General features: G+C 39.2%; 4 protein-coding genes. All 4 read left to right on the forward strand.

Translation table 11 applies throughout. The features are described 5' to 3' along the window. Nucleotides 1–28: 28 nt before the first annotated feature. On the forward strand, nucleotides 29–5,167 hold the full coding sequence (locus NAT51_RS16740) for a hypothetical protein (RefSeq protein WP_250600720.1): 5,139 nt from the start codon (nucleotides 29–31) through the stop codon (nucleotides 5,165–5,167). A gap of 161 nt (nucleotides 5,168–5,328) precedes the next feature. Next, nucleotides 5,329–6,837, forward strand: a complete 1,509-nt coding sequence (locus NAT51_RS16745; RefSeq protein ID WP_250600722.1) for a tetratricopeptide repeat protein — start codon at nucleotides 5,329–5,331, stop codon at nucleotides 6,835–6,837. Nucleotides 6,838–6,866: 29 nt separating this feature from the next. Beyond that, entirely contained in the window at nucleotides 6,867–7,841 is a 975-nt protein-coding gene (locus NAT51_RS16750; RefSeq protein WP_250600724.1) for a hypothetical protein, read from the forward strand. A gap of 92 nt (nucleotides 7,842–7,933) precedes the next feature. After that, nucleotides 7,934–12,607, forward strand: a complete 4,674-nt coding sequence (locus NAT51_RS16755) for a lamin tail domain-containing protein (protein WP_250600726.1) — start codon at nucleotides 7,934–7,936, stop codon at nucleotides 12,605–12,607. Nucleotides 12,608–12,768: the final 161 nt, after the last annotated feature.

Here is a 12,768-nt window from a genome sequence, read left to right on the forward strand (position 1 = left end):
AAGAACCTCATTACGATTATACCATAAAATGAAACCAAATTCAAGATTTCAACGGGCCATAGCTACGTTTTTTTTATTGATATTCTTTCCTACGTTAGTGCCGCAGAGTTTGTACGCGGCTAATAACGGGCCAAATGCTCCTGAAGCTGCCAGTTTTGAGCCGGTTGATGCAACAGACATGGTAAGTTTGGCTACCGGTGATATGGCTTATGTTTTACCGTTACTCAATGTGCCAAGCCCTGAGGGAGGCTATCCTATTTCTTTGGCTTACCACGGAGGAATTGGTTTTGACCAGGAAGCTTCTTGGGTGGGACTTGGATGGAATTTGAATCCGGGTTCGGTCAACAGGAGTGTAAACGGAGTTCCCGATGATTGGAATGATGTTGAAATCAGGGATAAAGAGCATTTTGAGTCTTGGGGTAAAAGTGCCGATCTTTCTGTAGGATATGGAAAAATTGAAGCATCTTTAGGGTATTCATGGGATTCAAACGGTACCAAAAGAGGTTCTGTGAGTATTGGTTATGGTTTTAAATCAGGCGGTACAAATATCGGTGTAGGAGTTGGCGCCTCATACAGTAATACTTCCGGTTGGGCTGGAAGTATAACGGGTGGTATACAGACTCAAAATGGTTTTGGTGTTGGTGTTTATGCTGACACTGATGGGTTAATGGGAATAGGTGTAGGGCACAGTACGAGTTTCGGTACAAATACAGAAGCAGCTAAAAAAAGTAACGTAAAAAATTCAAGTTCTACGGTAGGTTTTTCCCTGACTTCCAATAAAGGGTCGGTAGGTGTTTCTTTAAGCGGAGGCGGAAATACTATCTTAAGCTCACGATCGGGTAATTCAGATTCTTCAAGTATCAGTTATTCTGCGGGAATATATCTTTATGGCTTCGTAATAAAGTTGGGCTATAGTGAATCGACTTATAGTAGAACTGACTTGGACTTTGATCACGTTTTCGGTCCACTGTATTATTCAAATTTATCTAATACTCCTCGTGGGGCAACGGGTTCAGCTTTGTCATACCCGGGTTCATTGCCTAACGAACATAACCGGGATTATTATATGGATGCCTATAATCAGCCAATTCCTGAAAGCATTGAAGGAGTTGTGGCCTATAATACGGTTTTTGATGCACAGAAAGATGCTTTTAATGCGCCGGCATATGATTTTTATGATGTGAATGCCCAGGGATTGTCAGGGAGAATGAGTCCAAGGTTGGCTGATAACGGATTAATTATAAATCGCGGTTTTGATATAGAATATGAGGAAGAGCGACATGGATTAAGATGTGCTTATGAAATTTGTGGAAGTAGAAATGATATTTATGCTGCATGTGCTTGTCTTCAGCCTTGGGAGGCCGGAAGTTGTTATGCAGTTGAGCAGTGGGGTACCAGGGTAACAAATAAAAGAATTTATTCAAACAGTCATTACAGTAACGATCCAAATCATAAGTTTAAAAATACTTTTGGACAAAATGAAAGCAAGATTAATTTTTACTTTGATTACCAGTTTCCTTCAGATTTGAAAGTCACACCTTCAACCCTTAATCAATTTAACAATTCGAACAATATAGAAAATTATTTCAACTCGTTTAATTCCACAATAACGACAAGAAAAGAAAATTCAGATTATATAGAAACCTTCACGAATTCCCAGATTACATCGGGCGCAGTAACGGGGCAGTTTCTGGAAGCTAAAGGGTATAACAGGTCACAGGACCAGGGTTACAGGGCTGACGGAATCGGAGGTTACAGAATTACAACAGCTGATGGGAAAACCTATCATTATTCGAGACCGGTATATCAGTTTGAGCAATTTTACAGGCATTTGGCACCAAAGTATGAAGGTAATGGAAGTACGGCACCGAATTCATATCCTGAAAGCGATGGGTTTTACAGGGAGATCAGAAAAAAAGAGCCTTATGCAACCCACTGGTTATTAACCGCAATCACGGGTCCTGATTATGTGAAAATGGGCAATAATGCATATCCTGATGAAGGGGATTATGGGTATTGGGTCCGTTTCGATTATGGTAATTGGTCAGACGGGTATGTTTGGAGAACACCTTATAACGGATATGACAGAATGAATAAAAACTCAGCCATTGCGTCTGATGAGTACTCCTGGGGACGCAAACAACTGGTGTATTTGGATAAAGTTGTAACAAGAACCCATACAGCATTGTTTGTTAAATCACTGAGAGAAGATGATTTGGGTAAAAACTTGGGAGAGGGAGGATATCCTACAAACGAAGGGGATAATAATGTGAATTATTTAAGTCAGAGGACTTTGAAGTTGGATGAAATTATCCTACTCAAGAATACTGATTATAATAATTCAGTCCAGGCTTCAAGCCAAGTGACAAATCTTACTACTGAGCCAACTTCCAATGTCGCGAATTGGAACAGTATGAGTCCGATAAGTTATAAGCTTAACCAACAATTAAATGTAATTGATAAAGGCGATTTCACCATAAATCCCCAGACAGGAAAATATTATATTTATGACAAAGCACAAAAAATAGTCAAATTAAACCAAAGTTATGAGTTGGCAAAAAATTCACCCAATTCAACTGCCGGGACTAAAGGAAGATTAACCTTGGACGGTGTTTCTGTTTTAGACAAAATGGGAGAGCTTTTGATGCCGTCTTATGCTTTCGACTACATAGGGAAAGAAGTTAATTATACAAATGGTTCGGATAAAGACCAATGGGGGTATAAACAAAATAATCCTTCGCTTTGGACAATGAATAAAATAACCACACCAACCGGTGGAAAGATTCAATTAACTTACGAGGAAGATCAATATTATACTGAAGCGTTTTCCCGGACAATGTTTGATGAAGATGACTTAAAATTCAGATTGTTTGAGGATGAAAACGGATCTCGTCTTGTAGAGTTTCAGCAAAATTCTTATTACGGTGGTCCATCAATAGATTTTACAAAATATTTCGAAAAAAATGAGCAAACATATGGTAGAATAAATTGTTGCCATTCAGAACCTGATTCAGCCTTTAGTAATGGTGATAGGGATTGGATTGATGTTAATGGCCAACAGCCTATGGGTGTAAAATATGTGTCTCAAAATGCCGTTGTCCTATATCTGCCGGATCATAATAGTGATACTTTCCATCAGGTTACCGGATATGATTTCAGGGAAAAAGGCGGATGGAGATGTTATGTGGGCTATGGCTGTAGAGATAATGATACTCACTCAGCCTGGGTATTCACTTTTAGATTAATGGCTAATAAAGTACCTTTCGGATCAGGTGGAGGGATAAGGGTATCAAGTATCAGTACGGTTGATGAATTTGGAAAAAGTTTGGGTACGGTATATGATTACAATGATCCGGTTAAAAACCGTACATCGGGAATAACATCTTATGCGCCATCAACAAAATATGTAGCTTACAGGGCTGAAGTACCGGGTCCAAGAGTTATGTATGAATATGTAACACTTACTCAAAAAGGAACAAATGGTGATGTATCAGGGAAAACACAATATCAGTTCAGTGTTTTGAAACCTGTTCTTAATGTTTTTGACCCGAATATGAAATCCGGAGAGCATTTCAGGTCTACTGTTAGTGTGAATACATTAGATGATCCTAAAAAAACCTATGGAGTAAATGTTAAACTTGAAGATAACTTTGCCACTATAGGAGGCTTAGTCTCGGTTTCTCAAATTAATCAATACGGTCATGTTATGAGCCAGTTGAAAAATGAATATCTGGATTTAAATAAGCTGTCTGATAATACCACCGAAAAACCGGGAGCACTTCAGGAATCATTCCATTCCATTAAATCAATCTACGGTTATGAAAAGGAATGGTTAAGTGGGGGGGCAAATCTGGGTATCGTAAGCTGGCAGGAAAAATGTGAAGGAAATGAAAATATATACCTGAATAAAAGGCTGGCTTTTGCATCCACAAAAATTAAATATCCGTTAGTCCAAAACAAGAAGACAGAAATAAGTGCCGGAAATAAGACGGTTACTGAATTTAAAAACATTGATCCTAAAACAGGTCTTTTTCTGGAAAGTTATACCACTTTTGCTAACGGAACAGCAATTAAGACCAAGTCAATTCCGGCTTATGTAAAATATCCGGAAATGGGTTCTAAGGTGGTCAATCCGGCTAACAAACATATGCTGACCCAAAATACGGCTGAGTATTCGTATATTCTGGACAATGGTGTCTGGAAAGAAACCGGTGTCGGGATTACAACATGGAATAACCAATGGACTTATGAGGATATCTCAGGTAGTTTAGTAACACCAACCCAGAATAATGAAAAAGTTTGGCGTAAGCATATGACGTATATCTGGAATGGGGTAAAGGATAATCAGGGTATTTTTCAAAACTTCAATAGCGCAACAGATGATGGCTTTAACTGGTCATTAGGGGTTGGCTCCCAATCGGTGAAATGGAAAAAAGTATCAGAGGTTACTAAATACAATCATTATTCAACGATTCTGGAAACCAAGGATATCAACAATAATCATGCAGCCACAAAAATGGGAGATGATGAAACCAAGATTATGGCTGTAGGTAATGCCAAGTATAATGAATTATTCTACTCTGGTATCGAAAACCTTACTAGTAATGATTGGTTAGAACCATGTATCAGGCTTACCGGAGCTGTCCGGAATATGAGAATGCCCCATACGGGTAGATACTCAGTGGAAACCACTAATACGAATACCATGACGATTGATTTAAAAAATGGTCAGCATAGATCAGGGAAGTATAAATTGAACGTTTGGATTCAAAAAGACAATGTGGCTAAGGCTGATATTGTTTGTACATACGGGACAGTAACAGCAGGAGAAATCAAACAAGCCGGTGATTGGGTGTTAAAAACGTATTATTTGGATCTTCCGGTTGCAGCCACTCAGGTAAAGCTGGCTTCGTTAGATGGGTCAGCAGTGATTTATGACGATGTTATGTTGCGCCCGATTGCTTCAGGTGTTACAGGATATGTGTATAATCAACGTGATGAATTATCTCATATTGTTGGTGATAATGGTTTAGCAATACGATATGTGTACGATTCAGCCGGACGTTTGGTTAAAACCTATGTAGAAGTGTTTGATGATCAAGCGAATACTTTAACAGGAGGATTTAAGTTGGCAAAAGAAAACAAACTGAAATATAAAAATTTTTAAAAAGCGTAAATTTTTTTTGAAAAACAAAAAGAAATAGTAATTTTGGGAACGTAAGGAGGAGATTTCAAACCGATATGGATGAAGCGTAACAGTGGATGTTGTTTAGGTTGTAAATTTCATACAGCTCTTCTCCTTTTCTTTCCTTTATATTTAAATCTTATATGAGTCACTTCACAAGGAAAGATTTTATCAAATTAACATCATTGGGATTTTTAGCTACTGTTTTGCCTGTACATGAGGTAGAAGCCGTAAATGGATTACTCAATCTGAATATTCCGTCAGGAGCCAATGATTTGCAAAAGGCACAGCTAATCGCCAAAAAAGCAAAAGAGCATTTTTACAAAAAAGAATTGGCTAAAGCAGAGGAGCTTTACTTACAGTGTGTTAAGCTGGCACCGGCTTATATACAGTTTTACGACGGACTTAGTAATGTGTATGGTGTAAGATGTAATCATTTGGCCAGTGTGGAACTTTTCAAAGCCGGGATGAAGAAAAATACGGCTAAGGCTGTCTTCTGTGATCGATTGGCAAAAGCCATGGTCCGTTTGGAAAAAGGCAATAAAAATCAAGCAAAAGAATACAAAAAGAGCAATAAAATTTCCCATTCATTACTTGAGGAAGCCCAAAAACTATGGGAAAAAGGTATTGCACTGGAAGGGAATAAAAAATACTTGCAGGAAGGTCTTTCCGGATTAGATAAATCAAGACAAAAAGGGGAAGTATCTTTGAAAATGTCGGCAAGAGAATCTAAAAAACATAAGGCTGAAATAAAGACACAAAACCGCCAGAAGATTAAAAAAGAGCTATCGGCCAAATCCAATCAGGATCTGGAAGGAATGGTAAAGAAGATAGATGCCAAGCCAAGGACTGTTTTATTTATTGAAAAAGAAAAGCAACAACAGCAATTTCATATCACTAAACAAAAGAAAAGATTATTGCGTCTGTTAAATGAAAAGGACAGAAAGAATTCCCCTGCTGTTTTGGGAAGAACCAAGCAAATATTCGATCTTGACCCTTCCGATTCACTGTCTTTGTACCATTTAAAAAGAGCTTTATATGCGAATGGGAAATATTTTGAATTGATAAGTCAACGACAGAAGTTCGCAGAAAAGAAAAATTCGGTTTACGGATATCTGGGTGTGGTGGATGCCATTGAAACAGCGCATGAAAAAGGACAAACAAACCCTGAAGCGTTAAGCAATGCCGTTTCGATTTGCGGGTTGGTGCTGTCCAACTTTAGCCTGACTGAAAAAACAACAGTGGAAGTAATCGACAAGCTGACCAAGATTTATATTCTTCAGGGAAAACCGGCAGATGCCATTACGATGCTGGAAGCCTTGATTAAACAATTTGAAAACAATTCTGTTTGTTTAGTCAATATGCTGTTGTACCGCTACGCATCGGCTTTAAAAGCGGCCGGTCAAATCCAGAAAGCAAAAGAAGTGCTGAACATCGGAATTCATAAAAAAGAAAATCAGGATGCTTCATTAAGCAAGGTTTACCAATTGGCTTTACGGAAAGAGCAGGAAAGCTTCAACCAGAAAAAACCGTTGTACCATTTATTGTACGAAATTCACAACGTATTGGGCGAAACCGAAGAATCGTCGCAGATTTTGCGTGAGATCAGACAGTTTAACCCTTCGGATAAATTTGGAACCAAAAGAAAATAAAATAGAAAATGATTATAGGTGTTATAAATATGAAAAAAATAATAATGACAGGTTTTCTTGTATGTGGTATGTCTTTGTATTCACAGGTGGCAACCAAATTGGATGTGGCCGATACCAGAAATGCTAATGACCTGCCTAACTTCAGTGACAGGGGGATCAGGGCCGATTTTAAATTCAGATCCGTAATTGGTGTGCCAGGAGCAGGAACTTACAGTGCAAACCTGACCATTAACCAGTGGACTAATTTAGATAATTCAGGAGGGAAAGTCCATCAGTTGAGTTTTAACGACGGAGGTATTTTTTACCGTAGTGCTTTGCCTTTACAATCTACTTGGGATGCCTGGAGAAAGTTGGTTATAGCCGAATCTAACGGAAATGTCGGTATTGGGACAAGTATTCCCCTGGGACTATTACATGTTGGAGATGATACCGGTTCCGGAATACTTTTATCGAATAAAATATCAGGTGTGAGCTCCCAAATCCCCGGTCAAATAGGATGGGGGGATTCCACTATGGGATTAGCCGGAGATTTAATTGTTTCACCCAGAACAAATATCGCCAATAATTCGGTTCGTTTTTATACGAATGACGGATCGAATATTTCGGAACGTTTCAGGATTGCCGGAAATGGAGATATCGGAGTTGGAACGAATGCACCACAGGCTAAATTGGATGTCCGCGGAAAATCGTCATTTAGTGACAATATGGTAGTGAATGCTAAAATTGAAGCCAAAGCAGTAAAAGTTACAGCTACTCCTACAGCCGATTTCGTTTTTGAAGAAGATTATGGTCTTCCGAAATTGGAAGAAGTCGAAAAGCATATTAAAGCCAAAAAACATTTGCCTGAAATCGCTTCGGCTAAAGAAATGGAAAAAGAAGGAGTCGATGTTGGGGAATTCCAGATTAAGCTGTTACAGAAAATTGAAGAATTAACCTTGTACGTTATAGATCAGAACAAGCGAATCAAGGAGTTAGAAGCTAAATTGGAAGAAAAACAAAAATAAGCCTGTTTTAAAAATACAGGTAAAATATTAGCCATAAAGAATAGCCATCAATTGTGTCTTTTTTGAAAGATTCATAAAGTTTTCATCTGAGTATGATACATAAATTAAAGAAACTAATCGCTTTTGGATTGTTATTGGGGAGTTTCAGTGCTGTCTCCCAGACCACTTTAAATACTCCGGTTACAACTTCCCGTACGGTACAGGATCCTGTTTCTGTTTTTTTGCAACCTGGCTTTGAAGCTTATTCAAATGCAGGTGTCGAATTTGAAGCTAAAATCGGAACTTCTTCAAATCCTTCTCCAAACATTGAGATGTGTGAGGAGTTTGGTAAAGTACTTATATCGGAAATTTATTTTGATACCCGGTATAATGAAATCCTTGAAAGCAGATACCACTATTATGGGGAGTATATTGAATTGTACAATTCATCCACTACGCCTATTGATTTAACAGGCTGGGTGATTAAAGATAATCACACGCAATGTAGATTATCCATGAATTCCCATAATTCAGATTTGATTATCGCACCCGGAGGATATAAGTTAATTACCTATAGTGGTTTTTATGCTTTCAGGATGCCATTTTATCCGCAGGGGTATCTGGATCAGGGAGCTACGAGTGCCATTGGTACGGCTGCTAAATTCATCGAGATGTTCCCTGAGCTAAATAACAGACCCAACTTTACAATGAATGATATTATTGGGCAGGACACTATGATTTTGCGCAATGAAGGGGATAAAGTTACTTTAATCGCACCTACAGATAAAGTGGTCGATCAGGTTGTATATGTACAAAATGCAGATGGTTTATGGGTTGGTCCCACAGCTACTGAATTAACCAAGGTATCTTCAACAATTATTGATAATGGCAATGGAAGTGCTTTTAATGGTGCAATTGGTGCTATTCCTCAAGTGGATCATACTGGGAGTCCGGTTCTTGATACTAACGGAAATCCTGTGACAGTTCAGCATGATGAATACAAACAGGCTATTTACCGCTCAAACCCTATAGGGTATTATGCCAATAGACAATTTCAGTTTGCGGTTGCAACGGCTTCTCCGGCTGCTTCACCTCAAGTGAATGTGTCTTTGTCTCCTCTTGATATTTATATGACTACTGATCCTAATTCCAATGGTACTAATAGTGCGGAAATTATTGGATATGACATAAGATCGGGATCGGTTATCGGGCAGTCAAAAACCTATTTTAACGATTTAGGTAAGCCAGTTGTTTCAATAACTAAAGATTTTCAAAACAAACTGACTTGGGGGACTGAAACGGTTTATGACAGTTTTGGACGCAATTGGAAGGAGTCTTTCCCTACCACTTCATGTTTGGGCTGGGATAAAATCCATTTTCTGACTAATCCCGATGCCAAGGTTTCAATGCTGGATAAGTATTATAATGATTTAAACACGATCGAACCGTATCAGGCTAATGCAAAATTTCCGTATTCAGAACTAAATTACGATAAATTAAACCCTGGCAATGTCATTAATCAAATTGGAGGTAATCTTATAGACGGGAAATGGAGAACCGGCTATTCTTACACGATGCCGGCTGCCCAGGAAATGTATTATGCTTTCGGTTACGGTTATTTTGACGGACTAGTGGCCAATGGAAAGGAAGAAGCGCTTCAAAGTTTTACAAAAACAGTGGCCGTTGATGCTAATGGAGTAGAGAATGTAGCTTTCAAGGACGCCTTAGGGAGAGATATTGCTGCTGCACGCTCAGGTGGACCGGTAAGTTACCCAGTGTATTCGGTAATCGGAACCCAGGGATATGTTGACGTCCACATACCGGCAGGAACACCAAACGGAACTCTTTTGGGTGGGGATATTACTAAATATAAAGTATTCGATCTGAAAACAGGCCAACAGGTAACACTTACGGCTGCAAATCCGGGATTGCTTCCAGGTAATGTTTACCGTGTAGAAGCCAAAACCAAACCGACAACCGATCCCAAGATTTATATTGGACAAACGCCAACTGGCGGCGCCATATCTTATGACAACGGAGCATTAGGGGTGTCGTATAGCGTGAATTATTATGATTATACAATCAATGTCTTTAACAAAACAGGACAACTGGTTAAAAACGTACAGCCCAAAGGGTATGAGTTTAATGCTGTTATAAAAGATAAGCCGCTTCATTTACAGCCTGCGACAACAGCTTTTATTTCTACTTATACTTATAATGATCAGGGACAGCTAAAAGAAGTAAGCAGCCCTGATGAAGGGACTTTCAGATTTGCATACCGTAACGACGGACAAATGCGTTATTCCCAGAATGCTGATCAGGTTGACACTAAGGTGGCTTATACGAATTACGATGAATATGCCCGTCCGGTTGAAAGCGGGGTACTGGTTCAATCCGGAGGAACGGGAATTTGGGGTCCAGCCTCGGCAAATACCGACGGACCTCTTTTGTCCGGAGCCGGAATAAGCAGATCAGAACAGGTAATTACGGTTTATGACCACCCAACGAATTATGACAGTTCAATAGCAACCGGGGATCAGATTCCGGTAGGTTTGCAATTAAATGCATTGGTTGGGGCAAGTTACAAACAGGAAAATCTGGCGGGTAATGTGGTGGTGACCTATAGCAAATCGGGTCCGGTGTTTAATGCCATAACCTGGTACAATTACGATGCTTACGGCCGCGTAGTTTGGTTAGTGCAGTATAATGAAGGACTGGGAGCCAAAACAATTCATTATGAATACGATTACAAAGGGAATGTGACCAGAGTAATCCTGCAAAATGATGTGCCTGCAGAAAAATTTGCACACCTGTATACTTATAATAGTATTGACAATGCCCTGATAAGGGTGGAGACAGTCAAAGGGACAGAAAAATCTGTTACACATGCCGAATACAGTTATTATGCAACCGGAGAATTAAAGCGTGCCAATATAGCACAGGGGGCACAGGGATTGGATTATGTGTACACGTTGGGAGGCCAGTTAAAAAGTATCAACCATCCTAACCTGACGCAGGCTGATGATCCGGGACATGATGTAAATGATGTTTTTGGTCTGATCCTGGATTACCACAATGAGGATTACGTAAGGGCTAATACCAATATTGCTTCTTCGCCTACAATCGCCGGGGTTAACCAAGACTTTAACGGAAACATAAAAGCAGCACGCTGGGGAAATAATAATTTGATTGGTAACACTGACAAGGCGGCTTACATGTACAATTACAACCGTAACGGTTGGATGCAAAGTGCCGCTTATGGAAGTTTTGATACAGCCGGTGCGATTACGGCCAACACTAAATTTGCGGAAGGAAACCTGAATTATGATGCGAACGGTAACATAACGAGCCTGCAACGTACAAACGATGCCGGAACGTTAATTGATGATCTGAGCTACTTCTACAATGGGAACAATCAGTTAAACAGGGTCGAAGACAATGTGGATCCGGGGGTAAATTATGATATCGATTCGCAGAGTAAGGGGAACTATGTGTACAATACCATAGGCCGACTGACTAAAAATACCAATGAGGGACTAACTTATGTGTACAACTCACAGGGTTTAACAACCGAAGTCAATTTACACGGTCAAACCCGGGTAAAATTCTTTTACAATGAGCGCGGGCAGCGGGTTAAAAAAGAAAGCTATACAGCTGGTAATTTGCAAAGTACAACCTATTATGCACTGGATTTGAGTGGAAATACTATTGCGGTTTACAGCAAGGTGGGAGCAAACTCCATAACACAAAATGAAATGCCGATCTACGGTTTATCACGTTTGGGAGTATATACCAGATCGACAACTGCCGGTACAGATTACATGAACTACCAGATTACTGATCATCTTGGAAATGTAAGGGCGATTGTGAAAAAACCGGTGGGCAGCCCGATCGCGGCTATTTTTACGGCGGATTACTATCCTTTTGGAGAAAAATTGCCGTCAAAGGACAATGTAACAGGAGTATACCGCTATGCGTACCAAGGGCAGGAACTGGACGGTGAAACCGGTATGGAAGCTTTCCAGCTGAGACTATGGGATGGCCGTATAGGACGCTGGTTAAATCCAGATCCTAAAGGGCAATATGCTTCACCTTATTTAGGAATGGGGAATAACCCTGGCAATAGTGTTGATCCGGATGGAGGATGGGAATCAAAATTTTGGAGAGATGTCTTTTGGGGACTAGGAGGGTTTCGAGGTGAAAGAGTTGAACATTTAGATTCTGAAAACCCCAAGAATAATTATGGAATTAGTTACATAAAAGATGGAGGATATATTACTTGGGCGTATACCAATAAACAGTTTTTTAGTGTAAATAGTATTCCTCACTATGAAGGAAAAGAGCTGGGAACCCCGGTTTTTATAATACCTCAAATAAGTGGTGGAATAACTTTGCCTAATCCATTAGCAAAGGATGGTGCAATAATTTTTGCTAAAAATAATTCAAAATTTTTAGTTCAGCATGAGAGAGGTCATGCTGAGCAAATTAGGGAATTGGGGGCGGCAGAATACATGGCTGAAATTGGGGGGCCTAGCTTTTACAATGGTGCAGAAAATGCATTTGAAGACTTAATTTATGGCAAAGAAACGTTTAGCATTCCACATGAAGAATATTATACAGAAGTTGATGCGAATATAAAAGCATTTTGGTTGTATGGGGGGAATTTTAAACATACAGAAAGAAATGATAAAAAGAATATTGCACCTAGTAATCCCTTAGTGGGGAGAGTAACAAATACAAGTGTTTTAGATAGAATTTATCTATATTATGTGACTTTACACCATTAATATAGAATTCTAATCTTCCTTTATTTCCAAACTCCGCATTCTATGATAAAAAACAAGTAAATAGCATTAAAATTATGATGCAAATTTATAGGTGTTAATATATGGTGTTTCTCTGTTTATAACAGCAAATACTCTACTTATAAGTTTGCATCTTATATTAT

The organism is Flavobacterium amniphilum, assembly GCF_023634845.1.
Lineage (GTDB): Bacteria > Bacteroidota > Bacteroidia > Flavobacteriales > Flavobacteriaceae > Flavobacterium > Flavobacterium amniphilum.

Bases quoted from the DNA above. Each gene is read 5' to 3' on its own strand.
- NAT51_RS16740 (WP_250600720.1), top strand. From the start codon at position 29: ATGAAACCAAATTCAAGATTTCAACGGGCCATAGCTACGTTTTTTTTA.
- NAT51_RS16745 (WP_250600722.1), top strand. From the start codon at position 5,329: ATGAGTCACTTCACAAGGAAAGATTTTATCAAATTAACATCATTGGGA.
- NAT51_RS16750 (WP_250600724.1), top strand. From the start codon at position 6,867: ATGAAAAAAATAATAATGACAGGTTTTCTTGTATGTGGTATGTCTTTG.
- NAT51_RS16755 (WP_250600726.1), top strand. From the start codon at position 7,934: ATGATACATAAATTAAAGAAACTAATCGCTTTTGGATTGTTATTGGGG.